Origin of the sequence: Chitinasiproducens palmae (assembly GCF_900095735.1) — a bacterium.
Lineage (GTDB): Bacteria > Pseudomonadota > Gammaproteobacteria > Burkholderiales > Burkholderiaceae > Chitinasiproducens > Chitinasiproducens palmae.
Genome location: NZ_FNLO01000011.1, coordinates 77,057 through 95,422 on the forward strand (window position 1 = coordinate 77,057; position 18,366 = coordinate 95,422).

Annotated in this window: 18 protein-coding genes and 1 riboswitch; of the genes, 9 read left to right on the forward strand and 9 right to left on the reverse strand. The window is 66.8% G+C overall.

Annotated elements, in window-relative coordinates; all coding sequences use genetic code 11:
* Positions 1 to 129: 129 nt before the first annotated feature.
* The gene (locus tag BLU54_RS17210) at positions 130 to 1,398 is read left to right on the forward strand and encodes a sensor histidine kinase (RefSeq protein WP_091911145.1); all 1,269 of its coding nucleotides are present in this window, start codon (positions 130 to 132) and stop codon (positions 1,396 to 1,398) included.
* A 344-nt stretch (positions 1,399 to 1,742) separates the two neighbouring features.
* Positions 1,743 to 2,285 (forward strand): response regulator transcription factor, encoded by a 543-nt coding sequence (locus BLU54_RS17215; protein ID WP_091911148.1) that lies wholly within the window; start codon positions 1,743 to 1,745, stop codon positions 2,283 to 2,285.
* 187 nt (positions 2,286 to 2,472) lie between these two features.
* On the opposite strand, the gene hslU is transcribed toward BLU54_RS17215, so the two are convergent.
* From hslU to BLU54_RS17245, 6 genes are all read right to left on the reverse strand, one after another.
* Entirely contained in the window at positions 2,473 to 3,792 is a 1,320-nt protein-coding gene (hslU, locus tag BLU54_RS17220; RefSeq protein WP_091911151.1) for an ATP-dependent protease ATPase subunit HslU, read from the reverse strand.
* Positions 3,789 to 4,340 (reverse strand): ATP-dependent protease subunit HslV, encoded by a 552-nt coding sequence (gene hslV, locus BLU54_RS17225; protein WP_091911152.1) that lies wholly within the window; start codon positions 4,338 to 4,340, stop codon positions 3,789 to 3,791. The genes hslU and hslV overlap by 4 nt, the downstream gene beginning before the upstream one ends.
* A gap of 530 nt (positions 4,341 to 4,870) precedes the next feature.
* A complete protein-coding gene (dksA, locus tag BLU54_RS17230) occupies positions 4,871 to 5,287 on the reverse strand; it encodes an RNA polymerase-binding protein DksA (protein ID WP_091911153.1) in 417 nt (138 codons plus the stop codon).
* A gap of 322 nt (positions 5,288 to 5,609) precedes the next feature.
* The gene (locus tag BLU54_RS17235) at positions 5,610 to 6,698 is read right to left on the reverse strand and encodes a CobW family GTP-binding protein (protein WP_091911154.1); all 1,089 of its coding nucleotides are present in this window, start codon (positions 6,696 to 6,698) and stop codon (positions 5,610 to 5,612) included.
* A 210-nt stretch (positions 6,699 to 6,908) separates the two neighbouring features.
* The gene (locus BLU54_RS17240) at positions 6,909 to 7,904 is read right to left on the reverse strand and encodes a tyrosine recombinase XerC (protein WP_091911156.1); all 996 of its coding nucleotides are present in this window, start codon (positions 7,902 to 7,904) and stop codon (positions 6,909 to 6,911) included.
* Complete coding sequence (locus tag BLU54_RS17245) at positions 7,901 to 8,575, reverse strand: DUF484 family protein (protein WP_091911416.1); 675 nt, start codon at positions 8,573 to 8,575, stop codon at positions 7,901 to 7,903. The genes BLU54_RS17240 and BLU54_RS17245 overlap by 4 nt, the downstream gene beginning before the upstream one ends.
* Before the next feature lie 297 nt (positions 8,576 to 8,872).
* Here BLU54_RS17245 and BLU54_RS17250 point away from each other — a divergent pair, with 297 nt between their 5' ends.
* Positions 8,873 to 9,391, forward strand: coding sequence for a hypothetical protein (locus BLU54_RS17250; RefSeq protein WP_139169741.1), 519 nt, complete (start codon positions 8,873 to 8,875; stop codon positions 9,389 to 9,391).
* A gap of 33 nt (positions 9,392 to 9,424) precedes the next feature.
* Here the strand turns inward: BLU54_RS17250 and dapF are convergent, their stop codons facing one another.
* Together dapF and BLU54_RS17260 are read right to left on the reverse strand one after the other, a co-directional pair.
* Complete coding sequence (gene dapF / locus BLU54_RS17255) at positions 9,425 to 10,288, reverse strand: diaminopimelate epimerase (protein ID WP_170845209.1); 864 nt, start codon at positions 10,286 to 10,288, stop codon at positions 9,425 to 9,427.
* A gap of 46 nt (positions 10,289 to 10,334) precedes the next feature.
* A complete protein-coding gene (locus BLU54_RS17260; RefSeq protein ID WP_091911166.1) occupies positions 10,335 to 11,219 on the reverse strand; it encodes a lipid A biosynthesis lauroyl acyltransferase in 885 nt (294 codons plus the stop codon).
* A gap of 203 nt (positions 11,220 to 11,422) precedes the next feature.
* On the opposite strand from BLU54_RS17260, the gene metK reads away from it, so the two are divergent.
* The gene (gene metK, locus BLU54_RS17265; RefSeq protein WP_091911168.1) at positions 11,423 to 12,601 is read left to right on the forward strand and encodes a methionine adenosyltransferase; all 1,179 of its coding nucleotides are present in this window, start codon (positions 11,423 to 11,425) and stop codon (positions 12,599 to 12,601) included.
* A gap of 391 nt (positions 12,602 to 12,992) precedes the next feature.
* Here the strand turns inward: metK and BLU54_RS17270 are convergent, their stop codons facing one another.
* Complete coding sequence (locus BLU54_RS17270; RefSeq protein WP_091911170.1) at positions 12,993 to 13,922, reverse strand: LysR family transcriptional regulator; 930 nt, start codon at positions 13,920 to 13,922, stop codon at positions 12,993 to 12,995.
* Between the two features lie 198 nt (positions 13,923 to 14,120).
* On the opposite strand from BLU54_RS17270, the gene BLU54_RS17275 reads away from it, so the two are divergent.
* The 5 genes from BLU54_RS17275 to metF all read left to right on the forward strand — a co-directional run bounded on the left by BLU54_RS17275 (position 14,121) and on the right by metF (position 18,176).
* Complete coding sequence (locus BLU54_RS17275) at positions 14,121 to 14,549, forward strand: CidA/LrgA family protein (protein ID WP_091911418.1); 429 nt, start codon at positions 14,121 to 14,123, stop codon at positions 14,547 to 14,549.
* A complete protein-coding gene (locus tag BLU54_RS17280; RefSeq protein ID WP_091911171.1) occupies positions 14,546 to 15,250 on the forward strand; it encodes an LrgB family protein in 705 nt (234 codons plus the stop codon). Before BLU54_RS17275 ends, BLU54_RS17280 begins: the two co-directional genes overlap by 4 nt.
* 28 nt (positions 15,251 to 15,278) lie before the next feature.
* Positions 15,279 to 15,375, forward strand: a riboswitch (S-adenosyl-L-homocysteine riboswitch).
* Between the two features lie 30 nt (positions 15,376 to 15,405).
* Positions 15,406 to 16,827: an adenosylhomocysteinase gene (gene ahcY / locus BLU54_RS17285; protein ID WP_091911173.1), complete on the forward strand. Its 1,422-nt coding sequence runs from the start codon at positions 15,406 to 15,408 to the stop codon at positions 16,825 to 16,827.
* A 78-nt stretch (positions 16,828 to 16,905) separates the two neighbouring features.
* A complete protein-coding gene (locus tag BLU54_RS17290; protein ID WP_091911175.1) occupies positions 16,906 to 17,265 on the forward strand; it encodes a phage holin family protein in 360 nt (119 codons plus the stop codon).
* Between the two features lie 80 nt (positions 17,266 to 17,345).
* Positions 17,346 to 18,176 carry a methylenetetrahydrofolate reductase [NAD(P)H] gene (gene metF / locus BLU54_RS17295; RefSeq protein ID WP_091911177.1) on the forward strand — a complete coding sequence of 277 codons (831 nt, stop codon included), beginning with the start codon at positions 17,346 to 17,348 and terminating at the stop codon, positions 18,174 to 18,176.
* Positions 18,177 to 18,366 lie beyond the last annotated feature (190 nt).

An 18,366-nucleotide genomic window follows, 5' to 3' on the forward strand; every position in this document is an offset into this window, starting at 1 on the left:
GGGAATTTGAGAGCGGCATTGTACAGGACGCACGCGGGGCCGGGCGGGCGGAGCGTGCCCGCGTGCGGCGCGGGTGCGGCACCGTTGCGCCGCGACGTCGGCTGCCGGCCGGGTTAGACTGCTGCGCAAATGGAAAGCTTTCTCGACAATGGCCGGCTGAACCTGCGGCATCTGTTCTGGCTGCGCTGCCTGGCGATCGCCGGCCAGCTGACGACCATCGGGGTCACGCAGCTGTTCTTCGGCGCGCAGCTGCCGATGATGGCGATGAGCGTGGTGGTCGCGCTCGAGATCCTGTTCAATGCCCTGACGCGCTGGCGGCTGGGCCGCTTCCGGCGCGAAACCGATATCGAGCTGTTCGGGCAGCTGGTCGTCGACGTCAGCGCGCTGACCGTGCTGCTGTTTCTGTCCGGCGGCACGATCAATCCATTCATCTCGCTTTACCTGCCCGCGCTGGCGATCGGCGCCGCCGTGTTGCCGGCGCGCCTGGCTGCCGTGCTCGCCTTGCTGGCGATCTCGTGCTACGTGCTGTTGTCCTTCGTGTCGGTGCCGCTGGAAATCGACACGCCGGGCAATCTGTTCGACTACTACCGCATCGGCATGTGGATCAACTTCGTGCTGAGCGCGGGGCTGATCACCTGGTTCGTCGGCCGCATGTCGGCGACGCTCAGACGCCGCGATGCATCGCTCGCTGACGCGCAGCAGCGCATGATGCGCGACGAGCGCGTGGTGGCGCTCGGCGCGCAGGCGGCGACGGCGGCGCACGAAATCGGCTCGCCGCTGTCGACGATCGCGCTGCTCACCGAGGAGCTGCGCGAGGCGGCCGAGGACGACCCGCAACTCGGCGCCTATGCCGAGGACCTGGCCTTGCTCGAGCAGCAGATCGGCGTGTGCAAGGCCGCGCTGATGCGCCTGCAGAATCAGGCGACCGGCCAGATGCGACGCGCGCTGGGCGAGTGGCTGCCGGGCTTTGTCGAGCAGTGGCGCCTGCGCCAGCCGCAGGTGGTATTGAGTACGGACAGCGGCAGCGACATCGCCGATGTGCAGATCGACGACGTGGCCGCGGTCGGGCAGATCCTGACGATCGTGCTCGACAACGCCGGGCGGGCGAGCGCCCACGCGGTTTCGCTGAGCGTGGCGGCGCACGGCGCTACAATCCGGTTCACTGTCTGCGATCGCGGGCCTGGCTGGCCGGCCGAACTGCGCGCGCAGCTGGGACGCACGCCGGTGCGCAGCACGCAGGGTGGCGCCGGAGTGGGCCTGTACCTGGCGTTCGTGACCGCCGGCAGGCTGGGCGGCACGATCGAATTGCACGACCGGCGCGGGCAGGGCGCGTGTGCGGTACTGTCGCTGCCGTTGCGCGGTGGCGTGCGGCCGGCGACCCATGATGCGCGCGGATGACCGTCGGTTTTTGCATGCGGATGCGATCCGGGCATGCGGCACAGCGACACAGACGGTGACGTACGGGGCGGCTCACAGGGGCACTAGAGGGCATGCAGGGCAGCACGGACCGGCGACCCGGCGCGTCGCGGATGGCGATGCGGTGACGCTGCCAGCGGCCGCGGCCTGCCGCGCACGGATGGCGCTTGAGAGCCGAGGCCTGATGCCTGATGCCTGATGCCTGATGCCTGATGGCGGCTTGCGGAGAGCGTGGCGGATGCGTGAAGGATGCCTGAGGAATGTGCGGTGAGTGGCGTCGCGCTGCCTGCCGCCACCCACCGCACGAATGGACAACGAGCGTAAAGATGACTGAAGAAAAATTTTTGATCGTCGATGACGACGAGGTCTTTGCCGGCGTGCTGGAACGTTCGCTGAAACGGCGCGGCTATGACGCGATGCAGGCCCACAACGCGGTCGACGCCCGCCGGCTGGCCGACGAGCATGACTTCGATCTGATCTCGGTCGACCTGCATCTCGGCGGCGATTCCGGGTTGTCGCTGATCGCGCCGCTGCGCGCGGCGCAACCCGAGGCGCGCATCCTGGTGCTGACCGGTTATGGCAGCATTGCGACCGCCGTGCAGGCAGTGAAGGACGGCGCCGACAACTATCTGGCCAAACCTGCGAACGTGGAGACGATCCTGGCGGCGCTGCAGCAGGGAGCGAGCGCGGAGTTTGCCGAGTCGGCGCTGGAAAAGCCGACACCGCTGTCGGTGGCGCGGCTGGAATGGGAGCACATCCAGCGCGTGCTGGCCGAGCACGAGGGCAATATTTCGGCCACCGCGCGCGCGCTGAACATGCACCGGCGCACGCTGCAGCGCAAGCTCGCGAAGCGCCCGGTCAAGCAGTAAGCGACAGCGCCGGACCGGCCCTTCGCTGGACGATGCGTCGTCCGCGGCGCACCGGGCGGCGCCGTATCACCGAGCGCCGCCGTGACGCTCGGGCGCCGCCCCGACACTGCGTCGCGGCGGCGGGCGGGGGCAGGGGGCAGGGGGCGAGCCGGGTTGGCGACGCGGCAAGCGCGCCGCCATCGTTGCGTCAGAGCACGTAACGCGACAGATCTTCGTCCTGCGCGACGTCGCCCAACGCCCGATCGACGTATTCACCATCGATCGTCACCGACTCGGCACCGTGGGTGCCCGCGCTGAACGAGACTTCCTCGAGCAGCTTTTCAAGCACCGTATAAAGGCGCCGCGCCCCGATATTCTCGGTCTTCTCGTTGACCGAATAGGCGATCTGCGCGAGCCGGCGGATGCCTTCCGGCGTGAATTCGAGCTGCACGCCTTCGGTTGCCAGCAGGGCTTGGTACTGCTTGGTCAGGCTGGCATCGGTGCTGACCAGGATGGCCTCGAAGTCCTCGACCGACAGTGAGTCGAGTTCGACGCGGATCGGCAGGCGCCCTTGCAGTTCGGGAATCAGATCGCTCGGCTTGGCGAGGTGGAACGCGCCGCTGGCGATGAACAGGATGTGATCGGTCTTGATCATCCCGTACTTGGTGTTCACCGTGGTGCCCTCGACCAACGGCAGCAGGTCGCGCTGCACCCCCTGACGCGATACCTCGCCGCCCGAGCCGCCTTCGCTGCGCGCCGCGATCTTGTCGATCTCGTCCAGGAACACGATGCCGTTCTGCTCGACGTTCTGCACCGCGAGCGACTTGACCTCGTCTTCATTGAGAAGCTTGCCGGCCTCTTCGTCGGTCAGCAGGCGCAGTGCTTCCTTCACCGCCACCTTGCGCCGGACCTTCTTGCCGGCGCCGAGATTCGCGAACATGCCGCGGATCTGCTCGGTCATTTCTTCCATTCCCGGCGGACCCATGATGTCCATCGACGGAGACTGCGCGTCGACGTCGAGCTCCACTTCCTTGTCGTCCAGCGAGCCTTCGCGCAAGCGCTTGCGGAAGGTCTGCCGGGTCGAATTCTCGTCGCCCCGGCCATCCTGGCGCGAACCGGGCAGCAGCACGTCGAGCACGCGGTCCTCGGCCAGGTCCTCGGCTTTCGTGCGCACCTTGCGCATTTCCGATTCCCGCGTCTGCTTGATCGCGATTTCGGCGAGGTCGCGGATGATGCTGTCGACGTCGCGGCCTACGTAACCCACTTCGGTGAACTTGGTGGCTTCGATCTTGATGAACGGCGCGTCCGCCAGGCGCGCGAGACGCCGGGCGATTTCGGTCTTGCCGACGCCCGTCGGCCCGATCATCAGGATGTTCTTCGGCGTGATCTCGCTGCGCAGGCCGGCGTCGACCTGCTGGCGGCGCCAGCGATTGCGCAGCGCCACGGCCACCGCGCGCTTCGCCTTCGGCTGGCCAATGATGTGCTTGTCGAGTTCCGAAACGATTTCCGGCGGCGTCATATGGCTCATTGCTTCTCCTCGTCCCCGATCGTCTCGATGACCAGATTGCGGTTCGTGTAGATGCACATGTCGCCGGCGATCGCCAGCGACTTCTCGACGATCGCGCGCGCGGACAGTTCGGTATCACGCACCAGCGCCAGTGCGGCCGCTTGCGCGTAGGCGCCGCCGGATCCGATCGCGCAGACGCCTTCCTCGGGTTCGAGCACGTCGCCGTTGCCGGTGATCACCAGGGTCGACTCGGCGTCGGCGGCGATCATCATCGCCTCCAGCCGCCGCAGCATGCGGTCGGTGCGCCAGTCCTTCGCGAGTTCGACGGCGGCCCGCGACAGGTGGCCCGAATGCTTGTCGAGCTTGGCCTCGAAGCGGTCGAGCAGCGCGAACGCGTCGGCCGTCGCCCCGGCGAACCCGACCACGACCTTGTTGTGATGGATGCGTCGTACCTTGCGGGCGCTGCCCTTCATGACGATGTTGCCGAGCGTGACTTGCCCGTCGCCGCCGACGGTGACCTGCTTGCCGCGCCGGACGGACACGATCGTCGTGCCGTGATATTGCTCCATGTGGCTCCCTGCGTGTTTGAGTCCCGGCGCGCGCCTGCTAGGCGCACTGTGCACGTCGCGCCTAGCAGGCGCGGCGCGCCCGGGTGGCGACTGGGCTGTCGCGCCGGGACGGTTTCGGACAGCATGTCGGCCGTATATGGGGCAGGTCCGCGCGAACTCAAGAGTGCGCGGGCTCGGCATGCGCGAGGCGACAGGCGAGCGCGACGGCAGCGCTGCGCAGGCAAGCGGGCAAGCGGGCGGCGGGCGGCGGCTCGGGCTGGACGGGACAGGCGCGCAACGCGCAGGTGCAAAGGCGGGAAGGCGAAGGTAGGGCTGCGCGGTTCGGCATGCGAGGGCGGCGCCTTGCGCGTGGCCCGCGCCCGCAGGGCCGGAATAAGTCTGCCGCCAGCCAGCCGCAAGCCGGCCGCCAGCGGGTGGCGCTGCTTGAGGCCGCGGCGCACGCCAAAAAGCAAAGGGGCGCCGAAGCGCCCCTGGCAGGCTGTCCGGCGTGCCGCGTCAGATGATGGCGGCACGTCGGTCAGGCGCGGCGATCAGTCGCCGAACAGCTTCTGACGCAGCTCGCGACGCTGTTGCGCTTCCAGCGACAGCGTCGCGGTCGGACGCGCGAGCAGACGGGGCACGCCGATCGGCTCGCCGGTTTCCTCGCACCAACCGTATTCGCCGGACTCGATGCGCGCCAGCGACTGCTGCACCTTCTTCAGCAGCTTGCGCTCGCGGTCGCGCGTGCGCAGTTCGAGCGCGTGTTCCTCTTCGATCGTCGCGCGATCCGCCGGGTCCGGAACGATCACCGTCTCGCGCAGGTTCTCGGTCGTCTGCCCGGCGTTGCGAACGATCTCCGCCTGCAGTTGTTCCAGTCGATTCTTGAAGAAGGCGAGCTGGTCGGCGTTCATGTAATCCTTCTCGCCCATCTTCAGGATTTCGGCTTCGGTCAGGAGTTTTGTCGTCATTTGGCTAAGTCATCCATCATTAAAAGCCGTGCTGGCGAATGGACCGGAATGCCCGGTGCGGCCAGCGGCCGGTAAGACCGAACGCCCACGAAGCGCGACTCGCATCGCACTCCGTCGCATTGTCTGATGCCGCGGCGCGTCGACACGCGCCGCGCCGCCCGATCGCTCATACCGACCGGACCATTCTTGCCCTCCCGCCGCTCCCGAATACGGGATTTCATCTGCCGTCGACCGCGGCGGTTGTCTGTCGTTCTGCGGCGGGAGGCCATTGTAACTGAAACGGAATCCGGGTCCAGCGCGCGCGCGGCCGGGCGTTGCGGGCTCAGACCAGGCAGCGTTCGAGGCCGTCCAAGATCAGGTCGCGCGGCAGATCGACACCGATGAACACCATCTTGCTGTTCTTCTTCTCGGCCGGCAACCAGCGCGATGCCAGATCGCTGCCCATCATCTGGTGCACGCCCTGAAACACGACCTTGCGGTCGACGCCCTTCATATAGATCACGCCCTTGTAGCGCAGCAACTGCTCGCCGTAGATCTGCAGCACGCCGCCGAGGAAGTCCTCCAGCTTGCGCGCGTCGAACGGACGGTCGCTGCGGAACACGAACGACTTGATCTTGTCGTCGTGATGGGCATGGTGATGGTGATGCCCGTGCTCATGCCCGTGATCGCAGTGGCCGTGGTCGTGATCGCAATGCGCGTGATCATGGCCGTGCTCGTGGTCATGATCGTGACTGTGGTCATGATCGTGCTCGTCGGCCTTCAGGAAGTCCGGATCGATTTCGAGCTTGGTGTTCAGGTTGAAGCCGCGCAGATCGAAGATCTGCTTGATGTCGGCGTTGCCGAAGTCGACGTTCACTTGCGGCGCGCGCGGATTCATCTGCACCAGCCGCGCCTTCAGGGCGGCGAGTTCGTCGGCGTCGACCAGATCGGTCTTGGTCAGGAACAGGCGGTCCGCGAAGGCCACCTGGCGCTGCACGACCTCATGTTCGTCGAGCTGGTGATTGCCGTGCTTTGCGTCGACGAGCGTGATCACCGCGTCCAGCAGGAATTTCGACGACACGCCTTCATCCATGAAGAAGGTCTGCGCCACCGGTCCCGGATTCGCCAGGCCGGTGGTTTCGATCACCACCCGGTCGAAGTCGAACTCGCCGCGGCTGCGTCGTGCGCCGAGGTCCTCCAGCGCGTTGACCAGATCCCCGCGGATCGTGCAGCAGATGCAGCCGTTGCTCATCTGCACGATTTGTTCGTTCGAATCCTGGATCAGGATCTCGTTGTCGATGTTCTCCTCGCCGAACTCGTTCTCGATGACGGCGATCTTCATACCGTGCGATTCGCCGAGGATGCGCTTGAGCAGCGTGGTCTTGCCGCTGCCCAGGAAGCCGGTGAGGATGGTGACGGGTATCGTGTTCATTGCAGTTCGCTGGTTGACGCCGTGCCGGATCGTTCCCGTCGCGCACCGAAGCGCGGTGGAAAGCCCCAAACGCCGGCGGGTCCAGAGACGCGGCCGGCGGCGAGCAGTCACCCCGACGCAGGGCATGACCGCTCGGGTCGAAACGCATCATTGAAGCACAAAAAGTGCCGGGGCGCGCGCTCGGCGGCAGACGATGCGCGGGCGATGCGCTCAGCTTTCGCCGTCGCGTTTGCGCGCGCGCGGGTGCGCGTTGTCGTAGATCTTGCTCAGGTATTGGAAGTCCAGCGACGTGTAGACCTGCGTCGCGGCGATGCTGGCGTGGCCGAGCATGTCCTGCACCGCGCGCAGATCGCCGCTCGATTGCAGCACGTGGCTGGCGAACGAGTGCCGCAGTACGTGCGGATGCACGTTGGCGGGGATGCCAGCCGCCTGTGCGAGCCGTTTCACGCGCTGACGTACCGACGCCGGCGCGAGTCGCGCGCCGCGGGTCGACACGAAGAGCGGATTCGGGTCGTCACGCAGCATGGTGTCCCGCACCGCCAGCCACGCGCGCAATGCGCTCAACGCCTTGCTGCCGACCGGCACGGCGCGGCGCTTGCCGCCCTTGCCGGTTACCACCACCTCCGCGCTGTCGAGGTCGAGCCATCCGGCCGAGCGGTAGGCGCCGTTCTCCCGATAATGCGTGTCGAGCCCGATCAATTCCGCCAGACGCAGGCCCGACGAATAGAACAGTTCGAGCATCGCCCGGTCGCGCAGCGCTTCCGGCGACACGTCGTCGGCGCCGGCTTCCATCAACGTGCGCGCATCGTCCGTCGAAAGCGCCTTCGGCAGCGCCTTGCGCCGTTTCGGCGCGCGCACGCCATCGACCGGGTTGGCGGCCAGCGTCGGCGAATTCAACGCCAGCCAGCGGAAGAAGCCGCGCCACACCGACAGGCGGTGCGCGATCGAGCGCGCGCCGAGGCCGCCGCCATGCGCGCGGGCGACCGCGTTGCGGATGTCCACATGAGTCAGCGATTCGAGCGGGCGCGACTCGGCGACGCGGACGAGTTCCGCCAGCGCGTGATGGTAGGCGCGCAAGGTATGCGGCGAGTACTGCCGCTCGTTCTCCAGCGTCGCCAGGTAGGCATGCAGCGATGCCGAATCGCGATGCGCGGCGAGCGCCGCGAGATCGGCCTGACCAAGCGCGGCGTCGTCGGGCGCGTTCATGCCGGGCTGCGCAGCCGGCTCAGCGCGGCGGCCGCCACCGCGCCGATCTGCTCCAGCAGGTCGGTGCCCATGCCGGCGCGAAAGCGTGCGGCATCGGGCGAGGCCAGCGCCAGCAAACCGAACGGCGCGTCGTCCGGCCGGACCGGGTCGCGCAAGGCGACAACGGCCAGCGACGCCGGCGCCGGTTCGAACCAGTCGGCGAAGCCCTCGGTGCCGCCCACGCCGCCTTCGCCGCCGCAGTAGGGCACGCTCAGGCCGCTGGCGAACAGGCGCACTGCGTCGCTGACCGAGGCCGCGCAGGGCAGGTCGCGAAAAGCGTCGTCGACCGCCCACAACCGGACCACCGCATCCGGCACATCGAAAGCATCGCGCAGCCCCGTCGTCACCGCCTCGGGCAGCCCGGCAGGGTCGCGCTCGCCAAGCAGGCGCGTGGTCCAGCGCACGAATTTCTGCGACAGCTTGTCGTTTTCGTGACCGTAGCGAACCAGTTCGGAGAGCTGGTGTTCGAGCACGCGCGTCTTTTCGCGCATCTTCTCCATCTGACGCTCCGGCAGGGACACCGCGCGGTCGCCGTGCGGGCTGCTCAGTCGGATACGCGACAACAGGTCGGCGTGTTCGTCGAAAAACGCGGGATTGGCCAGCAGGAATTCGGCAATGTCGCTTTCGGTCATCGGCGGCGGCTTGGCAGGCATGGTGGGCAGAGGCGGACGGGTAGGCGGGCGGCGGTAAAGCGATACGGTGGACGGCGATACGGCGATAGCGCAAAGCGGTCGGGGCGCGGTACAGGCTGCGACCAAAGCGCGCGCCACGGCTCAAGCGGCTGAGCGGGGCGTTCGGTCGCCATTGTAGACCGGCTGTGCAGGGCGGCGCGCCCGGACCATGCAGCGACGCGTGCCTGCCACGCCGGTTCCCGCCAGACGCACGGCGGAGTATATTGGCGGCCTGCGTTTCGACCCAAGGCTGTGTCCGTGCTTTCGAACCTGACGATACGAGCCTCGCTGCTCGTCGCACTGCTCGTCGGTACACCGTGCCTCGCCGCCGATGTCGGCGAAACCTACCACAACGAGCGTTTCGGCTTCCACCTCGTCTACCCGCCCAAGCTGCTGCGTGCCGGACCCGAGTCCGAGGACGGCGGCCGGCGCACGTTCGAGGGCAGCGGCGACGCGGCGCGCCTGCAGGTGTGGGGCATGAGCAACGCCGTTGGCGCGACGCCCGCGGAACTGGCAGTGCCGCTGCGCAAGCAATGCACGTCCGCCGTGCGATTGGGCCCGTCGAGCAAGACGCTCGCGACGCTGTCGTGCCGCATCGGCGCTCAGCAGATGACCGAAAAGATCATCGCCTCGGGCAACCAGTTGGCGTTCCTCAGGTTGACCTATCCGGTCAGACGCGCGGGCCGTTGGCGTACACCGGCCGCGGCGCTCGTCGCCTCGTTCACGTTCGACCCGCCGGTGCGGCCGGCCGCCTTCAACGCAAGGGCCTGGCATTGACGGTGCGGCGGCCGCGGTGGGCCGCCGCGGCGCTCAGACAATGTCGATTTCGCCTGCGAAGACCGTCACCGCGGGCCCGGTCATGAGTACGCTGGCCTGCGGATCGGCGCGTCCGTCCCAGGCAATGGTCAACACGCCGCCGTGCGTGTGGACGGCAACCGGCGAATCGAGCACGCCGCGCCGAATGCCGGCGACCGCGGCTGCGCAGGCGCCGGTACCGCAGGCGAGGGTCTCGCCCGCGCCCCGTTCGAAGACGCGCAGCCGCGCGGTGTGCCGGTCGACGATTTCGAGAAAACCGGCGTTCACGCGCGCCGGGAAGCGCCGGTGGCGTTCGATCTCGGGCCCGGTCTGCGCGACCGGAGCCTGTTCGGCCGATGCGACGATCTGCACCGCGTGCGGATTGCCCATCGACAGCACCGAAACCTCCACGGTGCCGCTGTCGAGCGCGAGCGGCCATACGTCGTCGTCGTTATCGCGGCGCGGCGTCAGCCCCGTCTGGTCGAACGGCACCTGCGGCGGCGCGAAGACCGGCGCGCCCATGTCGACGCTCACCTGGCCGTCGGCGCGCATCGTCAACGTAATCAGGCCTTGCATCACCTCGACGACGATCGTCGTCTTGTCGGTCAGGCCGGCATCGCGGACAAATTTCACGAAGCAGCGCGCACCGTTCCCGCAGTGTTCGACTTCGCCGCCGTCCGCATTGAAGATCCGGTAACGGAAATCCGCCTCGTCCCGCGTGCTGCGCTCGACCAGCAGCAACTGATCGGCGCCGACGCCGAAGTGGCGGTCGCACAGACGGCGGATCTGTGCCGGACTCAGCGCGAACGGCTCGCGGGTGCCGTCGAGCACGACGAAGTCGTTGCCCGCGCCCTGCATCTTGGTGAAACGGATAGTCAGCGGCATCGAAGGACGAGGAGAAAGGAAGGCGCGGCCGGCGGCCGTCTCAATACAGCGACGGCTCGCCGGGCGGGCGGGTCTTGAAGCGCTTGTGGACCCAATAGTACTGCTCGGGCATGGCCGGGATCTGCGTTTCGAGGAACGCGTTCATGCGGCGCGCATCGGCGATCTCGTCATCGGTCGGATAGTCGCGCCAAGGTTCGAATACCTTCAGCTTGTACCCGCGGTAGTTGGGCAGCACCTCGCCGATGAACGGCACGACCTGCGCACGTCCAGCCTTCGCAAGGCGCGAAACCGCCGTCAGCGTGCAGGCGTCGATGCCGAAGAAGGGCACGAAGGTCGAATTGCGCGGACCGTAATCCATGTCGGCGCCGAGCATCACCGGCTTGCGCTCGCGCAGCATGCGCAGCACCGCACGGGCGCTGTCGCCGCGCGGCACCATTTCGGCATCGAAGCGTCCGCGCGCGGCGCGGGCGATGTCGTCGACCTTCTTGTTCGACATCGGCGTGTACAAGGAACCGCAACGTCGATGCAGGCTGTAATTCAGGAAGATCGAACCGGCCTCGATCCCGACGAAATGAAAGCCGAGGAAGATGGTCGGCGGCAGATCCGGATCGCGCAGGTCGATCGCCGATTCGAGCTGGATCAGCTTCTCGAGCTTGCGCGCCGAACCGAACCATTGCACGCTGCGCTCGACGTAGCTGCGGATCGCGTGGCGGAAGTGCAGGCCGGCGACGCGGGCGCGCTCGGCCTCGCTCCACTGCGGGAAGCACAGCGCAAGGTTGGTCTCGACCACGCGTCGCCGACGGCTCGGCACGCGATACAGGAGCGCGCCGAGCGCGTCGCCGAAGCGGGCCGTGACACCATAGGGCAGGACTGCGAGAAAGCGCAGGAGTGCGATCGCCGTGGCGATCCCGAAACGTTTGAGCATGCTGGCGGGAAACGTCCGCGGAGCCGTCAAGGGTATCCGGCGGAAACGGAAGAAGTCGCTATAATAGGGCTTCGCCGAGTTAACAGACAACTTGCGGGGCGAGCGCCGACTCCGGTTGGACGAAAATCCGCTAAAGCGTCGCCGCTTCAAGGTCGGAGCCGGCTACGTGAAAGTTGTATCAGCCGCGCACAAGGAGCCTTGTAGTGTCTAGCGATTATCTCTTCACATCCGAGTCGGTTTCCGAAGGCCATCCGGACAAGGTGGCGGATCAGATCTCCGACGCGATCCTCGACGCGATTCTTCAGCAGGACAAGTATTCGCGCGTCGCCGCCGAAACTCTCTGCAACACCGGCCTGGTCGTGCTCGCGGGCGAGATCACGACGACCGCGAACGTCGATTACATCCAGATCGCTCGCGACACGATCCGCCGCATCGGCTACGACAATACCGATTTCGGTATCGACTATCGCGGCTGCGCGGTGCTGGTCGCTTACGACAAGCAGTCGCCGGACATTGCGCAGGGCGTCAACCGCGCACATGACGACAATCTCGACCAGGGCGCCGGCGACCAGGGCCTGATGTTCGGCTATGCGTGCGACGAAACGCCCGAACTGATGCCGCTGCCGATCCACCTGTCGCACCGTCTGGTCGAACGTCAGGCCGACCTGCGCCGCGACGGCCGCCTGCCGTGGCTGCGTCCGGATGCGAAGTCGCAGGTCACGGTGCGTTATGTGGACGGTCGTCCGCATTCGATCGACACGGTCGTGCTGTCGACGCAGCACGCGCCTGAAACGTCGCTCGAAACGCTGCGCGAGGCGGTGATCGAAGAGGTGATCAAGCCGGTCCTGCCAAAGGAACTCGTCAAGGGCGAGATCAAGTATCTGGTGAACCCGACCGGTCGTTTCGTGATCGGCGGTCCGCAGGGTGACTGCGGCCTGACCGGACGCAAGATCATCGTCGACACCTATGGTGGCGCGGCGCCGCATGGCGGCGGCGCGTTTTCCGGCAAGGACCCGTCGAAGGTGGACCGTTCGGCTGCTTATGCCGGCCGTTATGTCGCGAAGAACATCGTCGCGGCCGGTCTTGCCTCGCGTTGCCTGGTGCAGGTGTCCTACGCGATCGGCGTTGCGCGCCCGACTTCGGTGATGGTGAACACCTTCGGCACGGGCAAGGTGTCCGATGCGGTGATCACCGATCTGGTACTGAAGCACTTCGATCTGCGTCCGAAGGGCATCATCCAGATGCTCGACCTGCTGCGTCCGATCTACGAGAAGACTGCCGCCTACGGCCACTTCGGTCGCGAAGAGCCGGAATTCAGCTGGGAAGCGACCGACCGCGCGCAGGCGCTGGCCGACGCTGCCGGCACCAAGGCCGCAGCCTGACCCGACACGCCCGCGACCGCGGGCACCGCACGGAGCGCGTGTCGTTCCGCGTCATCGAAGCCGGCCGCCCGAAGGGGCGGCCGGCTTTTGCATTGCCGCGTCGTCCGTGCCTCGCGTCCGTCGCCCGCGCATCATGGTCGGCGGTCATGAGCGGTCGTGAGCGATTGAGGGCCGTCGTGTGCGTCGGCGGGCAGGGCAACGATGTCTCGCGCGTCACTCACCGATGTTCGACGTCCGGCGGATCGCCCTGCGCCCGGTATCCGGTACCCGGCGGCGAGCTGATCGTCGTGCCGGTTGGACGCGCCGACCATCGCGGTGCGGCAGGGCTGTGCCCCGTACGGCGGCAGCAACTGCCATCGAACATGTGTGCGCCCCGGCTCAACGCACCGGCTCAACGCACCGGTGCGGCGTGGCCGACGCCACCGATCGTCGACGCAGTGTCCGGCTCGCTCAACGCGTGGCGCGCCTGGTCGAGCCAGGCCCGCGCCGCGCGGGACAGATAGCGGTCGCGCTGCCATGCCAGCGCAATGTCCCATGGCAGTTCAGGGGTGATCGCCGCGAATGTGAAGCGCGCCGCGTCGAGTTTCTCGCAGTAGAGACGGGGCAGCAGGGCAATGCCGACGCCGGCTTCGACCAGCGCGGCGATGAAATCCCAGTGTCCGCTGCGGCCCGCCACCGCCGGCTCGAAACCGGCTTTGCGGCATGCGTTCTGAACAATGCCGTTCAGCGCCAGGCTCTCGCCATAGAGGACGAAGGGCTCCGCAGCGAGTTCGGCCAACTCCACCTTCTCGCGCCCCTGCCAGCGCGAGGTCGCCGGGGCCACCAGCCAGAGCGGATGACGCGCCACCGGCAACAGGTCGAAGATGGTGCGGTCGGCGGGTTGCAGCAGGGCGCCGAGTTCGAGTTCGCCGGCCAGCAAGGCTGCCTCGATGCCCTTCGCACCCTGTTCGAACAGCTTCAATTCGACGGCCGGATAGTTGCGCCGGAATGCCGCGATCACCGACGTGAACAGCACGCCGCTCATCGGCGGAATGCCGATCTTCAACTCTCCGCCGACCGCGGTGTCGAGATCTGCCAGCGCCTGCGTCAACTCACCGTAGGCAGCGAGCACCTGGCGCCCATGGCGCAGCACCACTTCGCCTGTATCGGTCAGGCGCAACGCACGCCCTTCGCGGCGCAGCACCGGCGAGCCCACTTCGCTTTCCAGCGCGCGGATCATCTTGCTGACGGTCGGCTGCGTGACATGCAGGCGCTCGGCGGCCAGCGTGAAGCTTTGGCTGTGCACGAGCTCGATGAAATAGCGGAGCGCTCGCAGATCCATTGATTATTCCAGAATGGAATGATTTGAATTATTTTAATTCATTGGCATGCCAGTCGACCTGTGCGTAGTATCAGGGAAAACCCTCGATTCATCACCGTGCGCCTGACCCCTGCCATGAACCCTCTGCGCTTGATCGGTTCCTTCGCTGCGAGCACTGCCGCGACCACGACTGCTGCGGCCACCGCCATCCCCGCCGCGATGCCGGCACGAGCCGGAGTAGCCTTGCAGCGCCTGGCGCTGACCGGCGCACAGTGCGGGCTGCTCGCGGTACTGTGGCTGGCGGCGGATGCAGCGTCGCGGCACCTGGCCTTGCCGATTCCGGGCAGCGTCCTGGGCCTTGCGATCCTGCTGACGCTGCTGTTCACCGGCCGGGTCGCGCCACGCTGGTTCAAGGCTGGGGCCGACTGGCTGCTTGCCGAACTGCTGCTCTTCTTTGTGCCCGCGGCCGTCGCCGTCGTCCAGTACGGCCACCTGTTGCGTGACGATGGCCTGCGGCTCGCCGCGGTGGTCGTCGCCGGCACGTTGCTGGTCATGTGCGTCACTGCCTGCGCGGTGGACCTCGGCGTGCGCCTGGAGCGGAAGCTCGTGCGGCAGGCGGCGCAGCGTCGGGCGGCCCGTCGGCGATGAGCATCCGGCTGCTGAGCGAGCCGGCCGCCGCCTGGCTATGCCTGGCACTGACGCTGGGGCTCTACTTTCTGTCGAAGCGGCTGTATCGCCAGTTCGGATGGCGGCTGTTGCAGCCGCTCGTCATTGTCCCGGCCGTGCTCGGCGCTTTCCTGCTCGTGACCGGCATCCCATACCGTGTGTATCTGGAAGACACGGGTTGGCTGGGCTGGCTGCTCGGTCCGGCGACGATAGCGTTCGCGGTGCCGATCTACGAACGCCGCGACGTCATCCGCCGGCACTGGCTGGCCCTGGCGATCGGCGTGAGCGCCGGCGTGGTCAGCGCGGTGGCCGGCTCTTACGGACTCGCGCGCCTGCTCGATCTCTCGCCGGACCTGCAACGCGCATTGGCGATCCGTTCGATCTCGACGCCGTTCGCTTTGCTGGTTTCGGACCAGGTCGGCACGCCGCGCGACCTGACCGCCGTGCTGGTCATCATCACCGGCTTGATCGGCCTGATCCTGGGCGAACTCGTCCTGCTGCTCCTGCCGCTGCGCAGCCGGCTGGCGCGTGGCGCGTTGTTCGGCGCGGGCGCGCATGGGGTCGGCACGGCGCGGGCACGAGAGCTGGGCAACGAGGAAGGCGTCGTCGCCAGCATGACCATGATGATCGCCGGCGTGACGATGGTTCTGATCGCCCCGCTGCTGAGTCGGCTGCTCAACTGAGCGTAACGGCTCTGCTACAATCTCCGTCTGTTTCGAGGAGCGTTGCGACGGGTTTGCCCGCCAGGCTCGGAACGCGTTTCTCCCGCCGCGCAACGCGCGGCGCGACCCAACGGCGCTCACGTCTTTCATTTTCTGCGACTTGAAAAGGAGGCGTGATGAACGCTGCCGTACTCGACGCCACGTCGAAACAAGACCATATCGTTGCCGACCTCGGCCTGGCCGCATGGGGCAACAAGGAAATCGCGATCGCCGAGACCGAAATGCCCGGTCTGATCGCGATTCGCGACGAATACCGCGAGCAAGCGCCGCTGAAGGGTGCACGCATCGCCGGCTCGCTGCACATGACGATCCAGACCGCGGTGCTGATCCAGACGCTCGAAGCGCTGGGCGCGCAGGTGCGCTGGGCTTCGTGCAACATCTTCTCGACGCAGGACCATGCCGCCGCGGCGATCGCGGCCAACGGCACGCCGGTCTTCGCGGTGAAGGGCGAGTCGCTCGATGAATATTGGGACTACTGCCATCGCATCTTCGCCTGGCCCAATGACGAGCATGCGAACATGATCCTCGACGACGGCGGCGATGCCACGATGCTGCTGGTGTTGGGCGCCAAGGCCGAGCAGGACCGCAGCGTGATCGCCAAGCCGAGCAACGAAGAGGAAGTCGCGCTGTTCAAGTCGATCGCCGCCCAGCTCGAACGCGACGGCAGCTGGTACTCGACGCGCCTGCAGCAGATTCGCGGCGTGACCGAGGAAACCACCACCGGCGTGCATCGCCTGTACCAGATGGAAAAGGAAGGGCGCCTGCCGTTCCCGGCCTTCAACGTCAACGATTCGGTGACCAAGTCGAAATTCGACAACCTCTACGGTTGCCGCGAATCGCTGGTCGACGGCATCAAGCGCGCGACGGACGTGATGATTGCCGGCAAGGTCGCGGTGGTGGCCGGCTACGGCGACGTGGGCAAGGGTTGCGCGCAGTCGCTGCGCGGTCTCGGCGCGACCGTCTGGGTGACCGAAGTCGATCCGATCTGCGCCCTGCAGGCTGCGATGGAAGGCTATCGCGTAGTCACGATGGCATATGCCGCGGACAAGGCCGACATCTTCGTGACAGCCACCGGCAACTACCATGTGATCACGCACGACCACATGAAGGCGATGCGCAACCAGGCAATCGTCTGCAACATCGGTCACTTCGACTCCGAGATCGACGTCGCATCGACCCGGCAATACCGCTGGGAAAACATCAAGCCGCAGGTCGATCACATCATCTTCCCGGACGGCAAGCGGATCATCCTGCTGGCGGAAGGGCGTCTGGTGAATCTGGGCTGCGCGACAGGCCACCCGTCGTTCGTCATGTCCAATTCGTTCGCGAACCAGACGCTCGCGCAGATCGAGCTGTACACGCGCGGCGAGCAATATGGACGGCAGGTCTACGTGCTGCCGAAGCACCTCGACGAAAAGGTGGCGCGCCTGCACCTCGGCCGCATCGGTGCCGAACTGACCGAACTGACCGATACGCAGGCCAGCTACATCGGCGTGGACAAGGCCGGCCCGTTCAAGCCGGCGCACTATCGCTACTAAACCACGCCGGCGGACGCGGCGCCGAGAGGGCCGCGTCACTTCACGCCAGGCGGCGGACGGTTCACCCGGAGCAACGAGATGTCGATCCTTCTGACCTGGCTGATCAATGCCCTTGCGCTGTTGATCATCCCTTACCTGATCCCGTCGATCCGCATCCGCGGCTTCGGCACCGCCCTGCTGATCGCGGTCGTACTGGGCCTGATCAATACTCTGCTGCGTCCGGTGCTCGTGCTCCTGACGCTGCCGGTGACGATACTGACGCTCGGCTTGTTCATCCTCGTGATCAACGCGTTGTTGTTCCAGTTCGCGGCCTGGTTGCTGAAAGGGTTCGAGGTGAGGGGCTTCTGGGCGGCATTCTTCGGCGCAATTCTGTACAGCATCATTTCCTGGGTGTTGTCGGCACTGGTGCTGGGCGGCCGCGGCACGCCGTTCGTCTAGGCGACACACTGCGCCGTGCCATGACAGGGCGGTCACGCGCCGCGCCTGTCGTCATTCTTCCTTGATCGCGTCGAGAAGCGATGGAACTGTCGTTCGAATTCTTTCCCCCCAAATCCGCGGACGGCATCGAGAAGCTGCGTGCAACGCGCGCGCGTCTGATGCCGCTCAAGCCGCGCTTCGTGTCCGTGACCTTCGGCGCCGGCGGTTCGACGCAACAGGGCACGCTCGACACCGTGATCGAAATCGCACGCTCCGGCGTCGAGGCGGCGCCGCATCTCTCGTGCATCGGTGCGTCGGCCGCGAGCATTGCCGCGATCCTCGGCCAGTTCCGTGAAAACGGCATCCGGCGCATCGTCGCGCTGCGCGGCGATCTGCCGTCCGGCATGGTCGAGATCGGCGAGTTCCCCTATGCCTCGGATCTGGTGCGCTTCATTCGCCGCGAGACCGGCGACTGGTTCCATATCGAGGTCGCGGCCTATCCCGAATATCATCCGCAGGCGCGCTCTCCGCGCGACGATCTCGATAACCTCGTGCGCAAGTTCGAGGCCGGTGCGGATTCGGCGATCACGCAATACTTCTTCAACGCCGATGCATATTTCAGGCTGCGCGACGATGCCAGCCGGCGCGGCATCGCTGCGCCGATCGTGCCCGGCATCATGCCGATCACCAACTACGCGCAGCTGAGCCGTTTTTCCGCGATGTGCGGCGCGGAAGTGCCGCGCTGGATCGGCCGGCGTCTGGAATCGTTCGGCGACGACCGGGAATCGATCCGCGCGTTCGGTCTCGACGTGGTCAGCGCAATGTGCGAGCGCTTGCTCGCCGAGGGTGTGCCGGGCCTGCACTTCTACACGCTCAACGGCGCGGCGGCCACCGAGGCCGTGTGCCGGCGGCTCGGACTGGGCGCGGCGTGATTGCTGGCTGAGCGCAGCCCCGGCGCCACCCGCCCGCCACTTGCCCGCCGACTGACGAAGCCTGACGCCCCCGGCTGCCGGGCTGGCGCGGCGCGAGGCGGCCGGCAGGATCATATGCCGCGCGCCCGAGCCACGGCGCCACAAACGCATCGTCGCCTGCGCCGACCTCCTCGTGCATGGAGCCGCCGAT